Origin of the sequence: Arthrobacter sedimenti, assembly GCF_042652025.1 — a bacterium.
In the GTDB taxonomy this organism is placed as follows: domain Bacteria; phylum Actinomycetota; class Actinomycetes; order Actinomycetales; family Micrococcaceae; genus Arthrobacter; species Arthrobacter sedimenti.
In genome coordinates this window covers 956,375-970,167 of the sequence record NZ_JBHSDQ010000001.1, presented here as the reverse complement: position 1 = coordinate 970,167, position 13,793 = coordinate 956,375, and the positions used below count along the sequence as shown (strand labels likewise).

Here is a 13,793-nt window from a genome sequence, read left to right as displayed (position 1 = left end):
CGGTAAGTCCGGGGACGGCGCAGCACCACCGAAACACTCAGGCCTTCGGGCGCAGGTCGTAGATGCGGCGCAGCTTGCCGTTGGACCGCTCCAGCGAACCCGGCTCCACCACGTCCACGGTGCACGAAGAACCCACGTGGATCTTGATCTGTTCCTTCAAGGTGCGTGCCGCCGTCGTGCTCTGCTCGATGGTGACGGCGTCCCGGCGCTCGATGCGCACGGTCAGCTGGTCCATCCGATGGCCCTCGGGGCGGGTGAGTTCGAGCTGGAAGTGCGGGCTGAGCTCCGGGATGCGGAGGGCGATTTCCTCGATCTGGGACGGGAACAGGTTCACGCCGCGCAGGATGATCATGTCATCGCTGCGGCCGGTGATGCGGCCCATACGGCGGTGCGCGGGGCGGGCCGTGCCGGGCAGGAGCCGGGTGAGGTCCTTGGTGCGGTAGCGGATGATCGGAAGCGCTTCCTTGGTGAGCGAGGTGAACACCAGTTCGCCGTGCTCGCCGTCGCGCAGGACGTTTTCCTTGCCCGCTACAGGGTTGAAGGGGTCGATGATTTCGGGGCGGAAGTGGTCCTCCCAGATGTGGCTGCCGTCCTGGGTCTCCACGGCTTCGCCGGCAACGCCCGGGCCCATGACCTCGGACAGGCCGTAGATGTCGCAGGCCTTGATGTTCATCATGACCTCCAGCTCATGCCGCATTTCCTGGGTCCACGGCTCTGCGCCGAGGACGGCGAACTTCAGCGAGGTGGAGGCGGGGTCGATCCCCATGTGCGCCATGGCGTCGGCGATGGTGAGCAGGTAGGTGGGGGTGGCCAGGATGGCGTCCGGCTTGAAGTCCTGGATCAGCTGGATCTGGCGTTCGGTTTGGCCGCCGGACATTGGAATGACGGTGCAGCCCAGCGCCTCGGCGCCGGCGTGCGCGCCCAGGCCGCCGGTGAACAGGCCGTAGCCGTAGGCGTTGTGGACCTTCATGCCGGGGCGGATGCCGGAGGCGCGGAAGCTGCGGGCAACGAGTTTCGCCCAGTCAGCCAGGTCCTGCTTCGTGTACCCGACCACCGTGGGCCGGCCGGTGGTGCCGGAACTGGCGTGGATACGGGCCACCTCGTTCTGCGGCACCGCGAACATGCCGAACGGGTACTCCTGGCGCAGGTCCTCCTTCGTGGTGAAGGGGAAGTTGCCGAGGTCCTCGAGTTCGCGCAGGTCGGTGGGGTGGATGCCTGCTTCGTCGAACTTGCGCTTGTACAGCGCGACCCGGTCATAGGCGTAGGCCACGGTGTGCTGCAGCCGCTGGAGCTGCAGTGCCTCGAGTTCGTCGCGGGAGATGGTCTCCTCGCGGTCCAGGACGGCGTCCGTGCCGGCTGCGGTGTCCGCCGGGGTGGAAACGGCAGCGGCGGGGGTTTCGGGGGCATGCAGGGTCATGGTTTTCCTACTTCTTGGGGATGGTGCGGCTGCGTCCGCGGAACTCGGCGATGAGCTCGCCCGGGGAACTGGGCTGGGTTTCGGTAGGCGGCCTGGCGGCATCGGCGGCGAAAATCTGGATGTCGTAGAGCCCGCTGCGCCCGGCGCTGGAGCGGCGGTCCGCGACGGCGGTGAGCACCTGCCCGCGGAACGCCGGCTTGAGGAAATTGATATCGACGCCGGAGGCTACGGTGATGGTGCCTTCCTCGCCCGGTGCAGGGTGGATGGGGTTGCACGCGAGGGCGAAGGCAGTGTCGCCGAAAGCGAAGATCATTCCGCCGTGGGCCATGCCGAAGCCGTTGAGCATTTCCTGCCGGAGGGTCATCCGGATGGTGGCGTGGCCGTCGCTGATGGCGAGGACCTCGATGCCCATCCATTCGGAGGCATAGTCGTTTTCCAGGATGGGGTGGGTGGCCCCGGAAAGGGTGGTCTCAGCCATGCGTCATTGCCTCCAGCTTTATTTACCGAATGTTCATTAGGTAATCCCATGAGGGGGTCCGGTGTCAAGGGGAGGAGGGATACTGCACGACGCCGGGACACACCTTGCGCGGCTGGGCCACCCATTCATCGATTGCTCCGTAACTGCCGTTTTCAGCGCTCAAAACGACGTTTACGGAGCAGTCGATGCTGGGTGAGGTGCCCCGCGCACGGATCGAAGTGCAAGGATGGGGGTACCGGCACCAGCAAGGACAGCAAAGGGCGGACCATGGCCAAAGGCATCTACGTCAGCGCAACCACTCCTGGATCGGGCAAGTCCTTGATCGCCCTGGGGCTGGCGGATACCCTGCACCGGCACGCGGACAGGATCGGCTTCTTCAAGCCGGTGGTCCACGGGCCCTCGGCGGCAGATGACCCCATGGTGGCGCTCATGAAGTCCCGGTTCGCACTGGAGGACGAACGGTGCCGCGGCGGCCTGACCTACGACGAGGTCCGCACGCTGCTGGCCGAAGGGAACCGCGCGGAAATCGACGGGAGGTGTGTCGAGATCTTCGCGGACATCGCCCGCCACTGCGACGTAGTGATCGTCGAGGGGACCGACCTGGTGGGCCAGGACGCCGCCGTCGAATTCGACCTCAACGCCCGCCTTGCCAACAACCTCGCGACCCCCGTCGTGGCCGTGGTGGGGGCCAAGGGCCGCACGGTCACTGAGACCGCCGCCGCCGTCGAGGTTGCGCGCAAGGAGCTCGCCGCGGAAAAGTGCGCGCTGCTGGCCATCATGGTCAACCGGGCGGACGCTGACGACCTCGATGCCATCGCCGCCGCCCTGAAGCCGGGTGCCTCCGGCCGGCCGGTCTACATCTTGCCGGAGCTGGAGGAGATCGCCCGGCCCACCACCGGCGAGGTGGCCATGGCCCTGGGCGTGCGGCAGATCGCGGGGACGCCGGACATGGAACGCGACGTCAAGGACATCAAGGTGGCCGCCATGAACGTGGGCAACTTCCTGAACGTGCTGGACGAGGGCGCGCTGGTGATCGTGCCGGGGGACCGGGCAGATGTGATGGTGGCGTGCCTGGCGTCGTCCTTCTCGCCCGAGTTCCCCGTAGCGTCTGCGCTCATCCTCACCGGTGGCTTGGCCCCGGATGCCAACATCTACCCGCTTCTGGCCCAGGCGCCGTTCCCGGTGTTCGCCGCCGACGAGGACACGTATCAAACGGCCCGCCGGGTGTCCGAGGTGCGCAGCGAGATCTGGTCGGGGCACCGGCGCAAGGTGGCTTCCGCCCTGGGGCTATGGTCCCGCCGGGTTGACGAGGCGGAGCTGGTGGAGCGCCTGCACCTGCCGCGGGCGGAGCGGATGACACCGCTGCGGTTCCTGCATGACCTCGTCGAGCGGGCCCGGGCGCAGCGGCGGCATGTGGTCCTGCCCGAAGGAACTGACGTCCGGATCCTGCGTGCGGCCGAGATCCTGCACCGCCGCGACGTGTGCGACCTGACCCTGCTGGGCCCCGAATCCGCCGTCCGGGAACTGGCGGCGGCAAACGGCATCGACCTGTCCGGCATAAATGTCATTGATCCGGCGACGTCCGAGCTCCGGCAGGCGTTTGCCGAGAAGTACGCCGAGCTCAGGGCGCACAAGGGCGTGGACCTGCCCAAAGCCCTGGAGATCATGCAGGACGGAAGCTACTTCGGCACCATGATGGTCCAGCTGGGCGTGGTGGACGGCATGGTCTCCGGCGCCGCGCACACCACTGCGCACACCATCCGGCCGGCGCTTGAGTTCGTGAAGACCCGGGAGGGCGTGAAGATCGTGTCCTCGGTGTTCCTGATGCTCATGCCGGACCGGGTGCTGGTCTACGGCGACTGTGCCGTGAACCCGGATCCGAACGTGGAACAGCTGGCGGACATTGCGCTGGCCTCGGCCGAGACTGCCGCGCAGTTCGGGGTGGAGCCGCGGGTGGCGATGCTTTCCTATTCGACCGGCGGCTCGGGCTTTGGCGAGGCTGTGGACGAGGTGCGGCAGGCCACCGAACTGGTGCGCCAGCGCCGGCCGGACCTCGCAGTGGAGGGTCCAATCCAGTACGACGCCGCCGTGGACGCCTCGATCGCAGCGTCCAAGATGCCTGGTTCCTCCGTGGCCGGGCAGGCTACCGTGTTCATCTTCCCGGACCTGAATACGGGCAACAACACCTACAAGGCGGTGCAGCAGAGCTCCGGCGCCGTGGCGGTGGGGCCCGTCCTGCAGGGCCTGCGGAAGCCCGTCAACGACCTCTCCCGCGGCTGCACGGTGGAGGACATCGTGAACACGGTGGCCATCACGGCCATCCAGGCGCAAGCCCAGAGCCCAGCCCAGGCGTCGGTCCCGGCGCCGGTTTCCGCGGAGGCGCCGGCGTCCTAGGGGACCACCCGGAAAAGTACGACGCCGACACTCGCTTGAGTGCCGGCGCCATACTTTTGGTTGGGAACGGTCAGCTGTTGTCCGGTTTGGCCACGCTCTCCGGGTCCTCCTGCTTGGCCGGCTCATCGGAGAGGCCCTGCGGGGTGAGGTCCAAGTCTTCCCGGTCCTCGGGGGCCTCCGGCGATTCCCCGGTTTCGGCGGCCTTGAGGTGGCCGGTATCGTCCAGGGCCCGGTTGGCGCCCTCCACGCCCGTGGGATCGTCCTTGCTGCCGGAGTCCGGCTGCGCGTTGAGCGGGGCGGTGCTGCTGGATCCCGTATTGGTGGGGTCGTTCTCGTCGATCGAATTGGGCTCGTTCGTCATGGAATTGTCCTCTCGGCGTGGTCCAGCCTTGTCCGCCGACTCTAGGCACAGGCTTCGCTGATCCGCAAGGAACCCACGCTGGGATGCCCGCTTCTGGAAAGCCCGCCGCCACAAGCGGCACGGAAAGGGTGCGCCCCGTTCGCTGAGCGCACCTTTTTCGCTATTCCGTTCGCAGCCGTTTCCGATCGACTACATCTATAGTAAGCATGCTGATGATCTTTTTTGCAAGCCTGCCAGGACGCTGCAGCGAAGGCTTTATCAGCGCCGCAGGTCAGGACCAGAATTGGGCCAACGACGGCGACGGGTCCCTTCCTGTCGGAGGGGTGGACTACCATCGCAGTCATGCCCGGTACAGCCATCACCACCGCCTTCATCCCCGTCCGGAATCCGCAGGCCGCAGCCGAGTGGTACAGCCGCACGCTTGGCCTCACCATCGCGGAAGCCAACACCTTTTCCGCCGTGCTCAGCGGGGGAGGAACGGCATCGGTGACCCTCATGGGCCCGGACAGCGGCATCAGAGCCCAGCCTGGCCTTGCCTGGGCAACCTGCAACTTCCTGGTTGACGACCTCGAGGAAACGCGCACCAGGCTCGCGGAAAACGGGGTTGCGGTCGGCGCCATCGCAGGCGCCCCGGACGTCTGCCTCTTCTTCACCGCCAAGGACCCGGACGGCAACACGCTGCTGCTGACCGACCGTTAGCCGCACAACCTATAGTGGGGTTGAACTGCAGACGCCAGGCTGAGGAGGCCCCGCATGCTCGTGCTCGTCATCAATTCCGGTTCGTCGTCGCTGAAGTACCAGGTCCGGGACGTGGCCGCCGGGACCGTCCTCACCGAGGGGCTGATTGAGAAGATCGGCGTGGGCAACGGCGGCGGCGGGGATGGCGAAATGGTGGGCCCGCGGGACCACGCGGAGGCGTTGGAGCAGGTGGACGCGGCCATCCACCAGGAACTGGGCGACCTCGAACTGGGGGCGGTGGGGCACCGGGTGGTCCACGGCGGCGAGCGGTTTGCGGAACCCGTGCTGGTGGACAACGAAATCACGCGCGCCATCGAACGACTCAACCCGCTGGCCCCGCTGCACAACCCCGCCAACGTTCTGGGTATCCGCGCCATCACCAGGAAGTGGCCCAAAATGCCGCAGGTTGCAGTCTTCGACACCGCCTTCCACCGCACCCTGCCCGAATATGCCTGGCGGTATGCGGTCCCGGACGAGCTCTACACCAACCATGGCATCCGCCGCTACGGCTTCCACGGCACCTCCAACGAGTATGTTGCGCGCCGGTCGGCCGCGCTGCTGGACCTTCCCGTCGAGGAGTTCGACGCCGTCATCGCCCACCTGGGCAACGGCGCCTCCGTGACGGCGATCCGCGGTGGACGCTCCGTGGACACTTCCATGGGCTTCACCCCGCTTGAGGGCCTGGTGATGGGAACCCGCTCCGGCGACCTGGACCCCTCCATCCTGGTGTTCCTGGGCCGCGCCGGCTGGACGCCCGAGGACCTGGACACCATGCTGAACCGCGAGTCGGGCCTCAAAGGCCTGGCCGGCCACAATGACATGCGCTCCGTGGTGGAGGCCTCCGAGGCCGGCGACGAGCGCGCAGCCATGGCCCTCGCCGTGGCCTCCCACCGCCTTGCCAAGTACATCGGCGGCTACCACGTTGCGGTGGGCGGGGCCAAGGCGTTGGTGTTCACGGCCGGGATCGGGGAAAACTCGAAGGAGTTCCGGGCCCAGGTAGCGGACCGCCTGGGCGCCCTGGGCATAGAGCTCGACGGCGGCCTGAACGCTGAGCGGTCAAAGGAGCCGCGCGTGATTTCCACCCCGTCCTCCGCGATTCCCGTCCTGGTGGTACCCACGGATGAGGAGCGCGCCATCGCCGAGGCGACGGCCGCCGTCGTCAGTGCCGGCCGCTAAGAGTCCGGCCGCTTAGAGTCATGCCCGCGATTTCCCTCCCCATCCGCACCGATCGGCTGGTCCTGCGCCGGTTCGACGGCGGCGACCTGGACGCCTTCCACGCCTACCACTCGCTGCCGGAGACCGCCCGCTACCTTCCCGGTCCCGCCAAGACCTACACGCAGTCAATGGAGCGGGTGGGCCGGTACGCCAACTTTTCCTTCGAGAAGGAGGGGGACTGGGTGGCCCTTGCCATCGAAGCGGCGGGTGAACCCGGGCTGCAGGGCGAAGTGGTGCTCAAATGGCTGCCGGGACGCGGGCAGGGCGAGGTCGGCTGGACCCTGGCGCCGGGAGCCCGCGGCAAGGGCTATGGCACGGAAGCCGCCCAGGCCGTCTTGCGCCTTGGCTTCGAGGAGCTGGGCATGCACCGGATTGAGGCGCGCCTGGACGAACTCAACGGAGCGTCGGCGGCACTGTGCAGCAGGCTGGGAATGCGGCTGGAAGCGCGGCACATCGATAAATGGCACTACAAAGGCCAGTGGGCCACCGAGCTCATCTACTCGATCCTTGCCGATGAGTGGCGTATTGGCTCCCGCGGCTAGCGTTACGCCCGTCCCTTGAGGATCAGGTTCCAGTAGATTTTCGGGAAGATGTCGCGGTCCAGCACCCAGGACAGCTTGCTTTCATTCCACGTGGGCAGCCGCGGGATGGTGGGCATGGGCCGGTACCGGTCGTCGAATTCGGCGAACACCACGGTGTCCCGTGACACGGTGAACGGGCACACGGAGTAGCCGTTGTACTTGGCCCGCAGCGGCTTTCCCTTCCGGGCTGCCACCAGGTTCTTTGCCACCACCTTGACCTGCTTGCGCAGGGACCCGCCGGACTTGGAGTTGGTGGTGCCCGCGGCGTCGCCCAGGGACCACACGTTGGGGTACCGGAGGTGCCTGAGCGTCTGCCGGTCCACCTCCACGAAGCCGCCCGCATCCCCCGCGGCCGGCAGGTCGGTGGCCTTGAGCCAGTCCGGGGCCGACTGCGGCGGAACTGCGTTGAGGACGTCGTAGGTCAGGTCCTCGGTGGTGTTGGCGGCGTTGTTCCGGATGGTGGCCCTGCGGCCGGCCGGGCTCACGGCCACAAGTTCGCTGTTGGTGCGCAGCTCGATCCCGTACTCGGCGATCTTGCGGTCCAGTTCCCGATCCACCTCCGGCACCCCGAACACGGTGGGGTATGGCTGCACCATGACCACGCGGATCTTGTCCAGCACCCCCTGCCCGCGCCAGTAGTCACACGCGAGGTACATGGGTTTCTGCGCGGCGCCCCCGCATTTGATCGGCCCGGCCGGCATGGTGAAGACGGCCGTGCCGGAGCGCATGGCGCTGAGCAGTGACCAGGCTTTGGGGGCCAGTTCGAACTCGTAATGGGAGGCGCCGTACGGGGAGTGCACGGCATCGAGCAGGCCCGGCACCCGATCCCAGTCATACTGGAGCCCCGGGCACACCACCAGCTGCCCGTAAGCTACCGAAGACCCTGACTCGAGACTGACCGTATTGGCTTTCGCAGCCACCCCCACGGCCGCATCCCGGATCCAGGTGACGCCCTGGGGGATGACCGACTCCTGGCTCCGGACTGCTTCCTGGGCCTGTGCCCGGCCGCCGGCGATATGCGAGAACAGGGGCTGGAAGAGGTGGTGGTCCCGGGGCTCGACCACCGCCACGTCCTTGACGCCGTAGCGCTGCAGCCGGGCCGCCAGGGAGATCCCGGCATTGCCGCCGCCGATGATCACTACCTCGTGCTGGGCAGCCACGCCGCTACTTCTTCTCGGTCAGCGCGGACGCCTTGTGCGCTGCCCGGGCGCCTGTCTTGTCCGATTCCACCACGTACTGCGGTTCATCCTCGCTGGCGCGGTGGGTGTTGCCGTCGAGCTCGAAGTCGCTGGTTTTCTTTTCCACGATCCTGCCGTGCGTCTTGCCCTGCGAGGTGTTCCACTCCACGCGGGTTCCCTTGCTCAATGACATGCCTGCTCCTCTGGTGTTGGCAACCGGAAAACACGTGCTCCCCAATAGTAAGCATGGTTAGCTTTTTCAGGTATGCGGATGCAGGAGCTACTTGAGCCCCGCCCCCGGAAGCAGGTCCACCGCGCCCAGGGCGTCGGCGATGAACGCGTAGTCCCAGGCCCGTTCGCGCCACTGCACGTACCGGCCGGACGCGCCGCCGTGGCCGCCGTCCATCTCGATCTTCATAACAATCGGCTCGGACCCTGCGGTCTTGTTCCGCAGTTCCTGTACCCACTTGGCCGGCTCCACGTAGAGGACACGGGTGTCATTGAAGGACGTCACGGCTGCGATCTTGGGGTAGGCCACCTCCCGCACGTTCTCATAGGGGGAGTAGGACTTCATGTAGGCGTAAGCCTGGGGATCGGTGATGGGGTTGCCCCATTCCTCCCACTCCAGGGCTGACAGCGGCAGGTCCGGGTCCAGGATGCTGGTGAGCGGATCCACGAACGGCACCTGGGCCACGATGGCCGCATACTTTTCCGGCGCCATGTTGGCCACGGCACCCATGAGGAGTCCGCCCGCCGAGCCGCCCAGGGCAGCGATGCGGGAGGGATCCACCCAGCCGGAGTTTGCCAGCCAGTCCGTGGCGTCTACGAAGTCGGTGAAGGTGTTCTTCTTCGTGAGCTTCTTGCCGTCCTCATACCAGTGCCGGCCCAGCTCACCGCCGCCGCGGATGTGCGCAATCACGAACACCACGCCGCGGTCCAGCAGCGACAACCGGGCAATGCCGAAGCCCGGGTCCATGCTCATCTCATAGGAGCCGTAGCCGTAGACCAGGCCGGCCGCCGTCGAATCCTGTTTGATGCCCTTGTGCCGCAAAACGGACAGCGGGATGCGCGTGCCGTCCGCCGCCGTCGCCCATTCACGGGTGGCGATGTAGTCGCTGCCGTCGTAGCCGCCCAGCACCGGGCTTTCCTTGCGCAACAGCAGCTCGCCGCCCGGCCGTTCTGGGGTGGGCAGGACGAAGTCGTAGATCCGCGACGGCGTGAAGTAGGACGTGTAGCCGAGACGGATCACGGGGGCCTCGTAATCCGAGCCGCCCACCCCGGCGGTGTAGAGCTCCTCGTCGAAGGCCGGCTCCACAGGCTCCTGCTGCGCGGGCGTGCCCAGCCCGGCCAACCCCATCACTTGCACCCGCTCGATGGTGTCCTTCCGGATGGACACGATGAGGTGGGTAGCGGTGACGCCGGCGCCGTTGACCCGCACGTCGTCGGAATGTTCGACGACGGTCTGCCAGGCCTGTTCGGACAGCGGCTTTTGCAGCTCGGCCGGGTCCGCCAGGGAAACCATGGAGTTGATGGCGCCGCGGTTGTGCGTGAGCAGGATTTTTTCCTGCCCGTCGAGCAGGAAGGGTTCGGCCTCGTAGAGGATCCTCTCATCCCGGGAAATCACCGTGTTGACTGTTCCGGCGGGGTCGTGAAACCGGAGCAGCCTGGTTTCGCTGTACTCGGAGCACCCGATGCCCAGCACCAGGTAGCGCCGGTCGGCGGAAAGCTCGAAGTCCAGCCACATGGCGGGATCGTCCTCCTGGTACACCACCGCGTCCTCGGCAACAGGCGTGCCCAGGACGTGGGACTTCACCTGGTAGGGACGCCAGGACTCATCCACCACCGTGTAGAACAGGCGGGAGCCGTCCGGTGAGAAGGAAACCCCGTAAAAGATGTTTTCGATGACGTCCGGGAGCAGTTCACCGGTGCGCAGGTCCTTGATCCGCAGCGTAAACCGTTCGTCCCCGGAGTTGTCCACGGCATAGGCGTACAGGTTTCCGTCAACGGTGACGGCGGTGCCACCCACCGAGAAGAACGGCTTGCCTTCGGCCTCGACGTTGCCGTCCAGCAGGATCTCCTCGCCGGGAATCCCCACCCCGGCCTCCACGTGCGGGGGAGTCCAGTCGGCCACCTTGTCGCCGGTGTCCTGCGCCTTCACGCGGCAGTGGATGCCGTACTCCTTGCCCTCGGCCGAGCGGCTGAAGTACCACCAGCCGTCCTTGCGGTGCGGGACGGACAGATCGGTTTCCTGGGTGCGGCCCTTGATCTCCTGGAAGATGGCTTCGCGGAGCGGCTCCTGGTGCGCGGTGACGGCTTCCTGGTACGCGTTCTCGGCCCGCAGGTGCTCTACCACCTCCTGCGATTCCTTGTCCCGCAGCCATTCGTAGTTGTCCACGAACGTCTCACCGTGATGGGTGCGTTCGGTGGGGATTTTCTTGGCAACCGGGGGCGCCGGGATCGCAGTGCCGGTGGAATCCTGCAGGGAAGTGGAGGTCATGGATTCAATATATAGACCGCCCCCAACAAGTCGGCAGGGCGTTCGCTGATGGGGGAGACGCCCCGGCCTGAAAAGGGCGAAAGACTCTGGGACTTGGGTGCGCCCCCCCGGCAGGCTGGAAGGGCGCTGCAGGGACGCGCAGGGAAAGGAGAACGCCATGATCCCCGAATCCGGACCGGCTCCCCGGCCCAAGGCATGGTTGGCGGTGGCCCGCTGCGTCGGAACGTCCTGCATCATGCTGGCCCGCGGGCAGGTGCGTCAACCCAAAGACAACGTGGGCCGGGTGCTGCGCTTCGCCGATGGAAGCACATCGCGCGTCTACCGGGAGACCGCCGTCCGCCGCCAGCCCGCCGAGCCCTGCGTCCTGGTGGTGGCGTTCACGCTGCGCCTGGTCCGGGGCCGTGCACACCGCCTGTTCGAGGCGGAAAGCATCCTGAACACCCCTCTCTTCGTGGGCTTCCCCGGCTTTGTGAACAAGCTCTGGTGCGCCCACGACACCTTTGGCGCCTACCGCGGGCTGTACGAGTGGGACGGCGCGGAGCGCGCCCGGAAGTATGCTTCAGCCCTCTGGCGGGTCCTGGAACTGGTCAGCGTTCCCGGCTCCATCAGCTACAAAGTGCTTCCCGGGCTCCGCCGCGATGAGGTGCTGGCGGACCCGGCCAGGATTGCGGCCGCCGGAACCGACCACGCCTGGTGGCGGCTCCGCACGCAAGAGTGACGGCCGGGCGCGCATGCCTAGGGGGCAAAGCACGACGGCGGACACGGACGTTTTAGTGGTCGGCGCCGGTCCCGCCGGGCTCACCACCGCCCTCCAGGCCCTCGCCCACGGTGCCACCGTGCGGGTGGTGGACCGGCGGGAGCGCCGGGCCCGCCCGTCAAGGGCGATGATGCTGCATGCCCGGGCCCTGGAAGGACTACGCCCGCTGGGCGTAACCGCTGACCTGCTGGACCGCGCGGACACCACACCCGAAGCACAGATCCACCTGGGCCAGCGGGTGGTTGAAGCCCGGCTGGGGCACGCAGACCTTCCGGACACTGCCTTCCCGCACCTGACGCTGGTCCGGCAGGCCGACGTCGAGGAGGTGCTGTGGCAGGCGCTGCAGGACAGGGGTGTGGCGGTGGACTGGGGCGTGGAATTCGTTGGACTGCACCGGAACAACGGCGGGGGACCGGCCTGGCAAAGCCGCGGCCAGGTCCACGCGGAGCTCCGTGGAGCCGGCGGGCCTGAACAGCACCTCTCCCATTTCCTGGCCGGCTGCGACGGACAGTCCAGCACCGTCCGCGGCATCACCGGCGCCCAGTGGCGCGGAGGCCCGTACCGGGTGGAGGCCGTCCTGGCCGACCTCGAACTTGCTGGCCCCCTGGACCCCGGACTGCTGCACGTGGCGGTGGGGCGTGCCGGGCTGGCTTTCCTCTTCGCGCTGGGCGAGGGTGCCACGTGGCGGATGCTGGCCACCCGCCCGGCGGTCCCGGGCTCCAGCGCCCGCTTCGGCCAGCTTGGTCCGCCCGTGCCGCCGGCGGAGGTGGCGCGGCTGGTGAATGAGTCGGGCCTGGGAGCCACCGTGCGTGAGGTGGGATGGTCCGCCCAGGTCCCGCTGCAGCATCGGATTGCCAGCACGTTCGGGAGCAGCCCCGTCTTCCTGGCCGGCGACGCCGCCCACGCCCACTCACCGGCGGGAGGACAGGGCATGAACAACGGCATCCTGGACGCCCTCAACCTCGGTTGGAAGCTGGGGTTCGCCTCGACCGCCGGCAGACCGCTGCCGGAACTGCTGGAAAGCTACGGGCGGGAGCGGCTGACCGCAGCCCGGCGGGTGCTGGCGCTGACGCACCTGATCTTCTTCGGCGAAGCTTCGCCGCATCCGGCAGCCCGCCTGGTCCGCACCATCCTGCCGGCGTTCGCTCCAGTCATGCCGATCCTGCTTCGCCGGCGGTGGCTCATCGCGAGGGGAGTCAGGCTGCTGGCGCAGCCCTTCGTGAACTACCGGAACAGCGCCATCTCGCGCGACGTTACACCCGGGGCCAGCGGGTGGACGCGGCCGGGCGAGCGGCTGCCCGATGCCGTGGTGTCGGTTGACGGACAGGTGATCCGCCTGCACGAGCTGACCGCCGTGCCGGGCATTCACCTTTTGCTGGGGCGCGACGCCGGCCAGGTGGCCTTGGGTGCCGGCCGCAGCTTTCCAGCGGTGGACAGCCAGCCCGGGTTGCTGCACGTCCACCGCCTCACCAGCCACCCCGGCGCCGGCATTGTTGCCGTCCGCCCGGACGGCTACGTGGGCTTCCGCTGCGGCGGGGCGGACCCGGCCCAGCTGCTCGACTGGCTCCGCCTGGTCGGTGCCGTCCGGGACTAGGTGCGCTCCGGGTCCAAGGCGACCCTCCGCCGTCGTGATGCTCCATCACTTATGGCTCCTAAAGCGGCCTTTTAGGGACCAAAACTGATAGAGCAACCGGGGTGGGGAGGGTAGTTGCGGAGGGATTGCGGGCGTAGTCTGGTCAGTTCAAGACAGATCAGTCCAGCATGAGAGGGGAAGTTCCATGACCATCCCGCCAGTGCACGAACCTGAGCCGTTTCCGCCCGAACCCGGTCCGGAGCCCACCTCTCCGGATCCCACCCAGCCGCCCGGTCCGCCGTCCCCCAACCCGTTCCCGGCACCGCCGGCGCCCGGCCCGCTGCCGGTGCCGGATCCAGGGCCCGCGCCGCTTCGCCCGGATCCCACCAGGGACTGACGGCAAACCGGTAAAGCAGTGACTCCGAAGAGGGGCCTTCTGCGCAGCAGCAGCTGCGGAGAAGGCCCCTCTTCATGCTGCGGACGTCGCGAAAATCAGGCCCGCTTCGGACCCAAAAATAGGCAGGAAATCCGCGGCTGAACCCCCTTGAAGACCTCCTGCTGCAGTGCTAAAAAATCTATATCAGCCACTACAGATAAGGCTGAT

13 protein-coding genes are annotated in these 13,793 nt (G+C 67.4%); 7 read left to right on the top strand and 6 right to left on the bottom strand.

The features are described 5' to 3' along the window. Positions 1 to 37: 37 nt before the first annotated feature. The gene (paaK, locus tag ACFO0G_RS04585; protein WP_286398868.1) at positions 38 to 1,417 is read right to left on the bottom strand and encodes a phenylacetate--CoA ligase PaaK; all 1,380 of its coding nucleotides are present in this window, start codon (positions 1,415 to 1,417) and stop codon (positions 38 to 40) included. 7 nt (positions 1,418 to 1,424) lie between these two features. Beyond that, positions 1,425 to 1,895 (bottom strand): hotdog fold thioesterase, encoded by a 471-nt coding sequence (locus tag ACFO0G_RS04580; RefSeq protein ID WP_286398865.1) that lies wholly within the window; start codon positions 1,893 to 1,895, stop codon positions 1,425 to 1,427. A 267-nt stretch (positions 1,896 to 2,162) separates the two neighbouring features. On the opposite strand from ACFO0G_RS04580, the gene pta reads away from it, so the two are divergent. Continuing rightward, positions 2,163 to 4,289, top strand: a complete 2,127-nt coding sequence (gene pta / locus ACFO0G_RS04575) for a phosphate acetyltransferase (RefSeq protein ID WP_376976591.1) — start codon at positions 2,163 to 2,165, stop codon at positions 4,287 to 4,289. A 70-nt stretch (positions 4,290 to 4,359) separates the two neighbouring features. On the opposite strand, the gene ACFO0G_RS04570 is transcribed toward pta, so the two are convergent. After that, complete coding sequence (locus ACFO0G_RS04570; protein ID WP_376976590.1) at positions 4,360 to 4,650, bottom strand: hypothetical protein; 291 nt, start codon at positions 4,648 to 4,650, stop codon at positions 4,360 to 4,362. A 342-nt stretch (positions 4,651 to 4,992) separates the two neighbouring features. Between ACFO0G_RS04570 and ACFO0G_RS04565 the strand changes: the two genes are divergently transcribed. Genes ACFO0G_RS04565 through ACFO0G_RS04555 form a run of 3 tightly spaced genes read left to right on the top strand, consistent with a single transcriptional unit; the run spans position 4,993 to position 7,145 of the window. Then, a complete protein-coding gene (locus ACFO0G_RS04565) occupies positions 4,993 to 5,349 on the top strand; it encodes a VOC family protein (RefSeq protein ID WP_376976589.1) in 357 nt (118 codons plus the stop codon). 54 nt (positions 5,350 to 5,403) lie between these two features. Continuing rightward, on the top strand, positions 5,404 to 6,564 hold the full coding sequence (locus tag ACFO0G_RS04560; protein ID WP_376976588.1) for an acetate kinase: 1,161 nt from the start codon (positions 5,404 to 5,406) through the stop codon (positions 6,562 to 6,564). 20 nt (positions 6,565 to 6,584) lie between these two features. Next, on the top strand, positions 6,585 to 7,145 hold the full coding sequence (locus ACFO0G_RS04555; RefSeq protein ID WP_376976587.1) for a GNAT family N-acetyltransferase: 561 nt from the start codon (positions 6,585 to 6,587) through the stop codon (positions 7,143 to 7,145). A 2-nt stretch (positions 7,146 to 7,147) separates the two neighbouring features. Here ACFO0G_RS04555 and ACFO0G_RS04550 read toward each other — a convergent pair whose 3' ends face one another. The 3 genes from ACFO0G_RS04550 to ACFO0G_RS04540 all read right to left on the bottom strand — a co-directional run bounded on the left by ACFO0G_RS04550 (position 7,148) and on the right by ACFO0G_RS04540 (position 10,859). Then, complete coding sequence (locus tag ACFO0G_RS04550; protein ID WP_376976586.1) at positions 7,148 to 8,344, bottom strand: NAD(P)/FAD-dependent oxidoreductase; 1,197 nt, start codon at positions 8,342 to 8,344, stop codon at positions 7,148 to 7,150. Positions 8,345 to 8,348: 4 nt separating this feature from the next. Then, positions 8,349 to 8,555 carry a hypervirulence associated TUDOR domain-containing protein gene (locus tag ACFO0G_RS04545; protein WP_286398846.1) on the bottom strand — a complete coding sequence of 69 codons (207 nt, stop codon included), beginning with the start codon at positions 8,553 to 8,555 and terminating at the stop codon, positions 8,349 to 8,351. Between the two features lie 87 nt (positions 8,556 to 8,642). Then, a complete protein-coding gene (locus tag ACFO0G_RS04540) occupies positions 8,643 to 10,859 on the bottom strand; it encodes a S9 family peptidase (protein WP_376976585.1) in 2,217 nt (738 codons plus the stop codon). A gap of 157 nt (positions 10,860 to 11,016) precedes the next feature. Here ACFO0G_RS04540 and ACFO0G_RS04535 point away from each other — a divergent pair, with 157 nt between their 5' ends. From ACFO0G_RS04535 to ACFO0G_RS04525, 3 genes are all read left to right on the top strand, one after another. Continuing rightward, on the top strand, positions 11,017 to 11,577 hold the full coding sequence (locus tag ACFO0G_RS04535) for a hypothetical protein (RefSeq protein WP_376976584.1): 561 nt from the start codon (positions 11,017 to 11,019) through the stop codon (positions 11,575 to 11,577). 13 nt (positions 11,578 to 11,590) lie between these two features. Then, positions 11,591 to 13,210 (top strand): FAD-dependent monooxygenase, encoded by a 1,620-nt coding sequence (locus tag ACFO0G_RS04530; protein ID WP_376976583.1) that lies wholly within the window; start codon positions 11,591 to 11,593, stop codon positions 13,208 to 13,210. A 184-nt stretch (positions 13,211 to 13,394) separates the two neighbouring features. Continuing rightward, the gene (locus tag ACFO0G_RS04525) at positions 13,395 to 13,586 is read left to right on the top strand and encodes a hypothetical protein (RefSeq protein ID WP_286398834.1); all 192 of its coding nucleotides are present in this window, start codon (positions 13,395 to 13,397) and stop codon (positions 13,584 to 13,586) included. The last annotated feature ends 207 nt before the right edge of the window (positions 13,587 to 13,793 follow it).

Coding starts and splice junctions, on each gene's coding strand:
- ACFO0G_RS04530 (WP_376976583.1), top strand. CDS start 11,591: ATGCCTAGGGGGCAAAGCACGACGGCGGACACGGACGTTTTAGTGGTC.
- paaK (WP_286398868.1), bottom strand. CDS start 1,417: ATGACCCTGCATGCCCCCGAAACCCCCGCCGCTGCCGTTTCCACCCCG.
- ACFO0G_RS04525 (WP_286398834.1), top strand. CDS start 13,395: ATGACCATCCCGCCAGTGCACGAACCTGAGCCGTTTCCGCCCGAACCC.
- ACFO0G_RS04545 (WP_286398846.1), bottom strand. CDS start 8,555: ATGTCATTGAGCAAGGGAACCCGCGTGGAGTGGAACACCTCGCAGGGC.
- ACFO0G_RS04535 (WP_376976584.1), top strand. CDS start 11,017: ATGATCCCCGAATCCGGACCGGCTCCCCGGCCCAAGGCATGGTTGGCG.
- ACFO0G_RS04580 (WP_286398865.1), bottom strand. CDS start 1,895: ATGGCTGAGACCACCCTTTCCGGGGCCACCCACCCCATCCTGGAAAAC.
- ACFO0G_RS04540 (WP_376976585.1), bottom strand. CDS start 10,859: ATGACCTCCACTTCCCTGCAGGATTCCACCGGCACTGCGATCCCGGCG.
- ACFO0G_RS04555 (WP_376976587.1), top strand. CDS start 6,585: ATGCCCGCGATTTCCCTCCCCATCCGCACCGATCGGCTGGTCCTGCGC.
- ACFO0G_RS04565 (WP_376976589.1), top strand. CDS start 4,993: ATGCCCGGTACAGCCATCACCACCGCCTTCATCCCCGTCCGGAATCCG.
- ACFO0G_RS04560 (WP_376976588.1), top strand. CDS start 5,404: ATGCTCGTGCTCGTCATCAATTCCGGTTCGTCGTCGCTGAAGTACCAG.
- ACFO0G_RS04570 (WP_376976590.1), bottom strand. CDS start 4,650: ATGACGAACGAGCCCAATTCGATCGACGAGAACGACCCCACCAATACG.
- pta (WP_376976591.1), top strand. CDS start 2,163: ATGGCCAAAGGCATCTACGTCAGCGCAACCACTCCTGGATCGGGCAAG.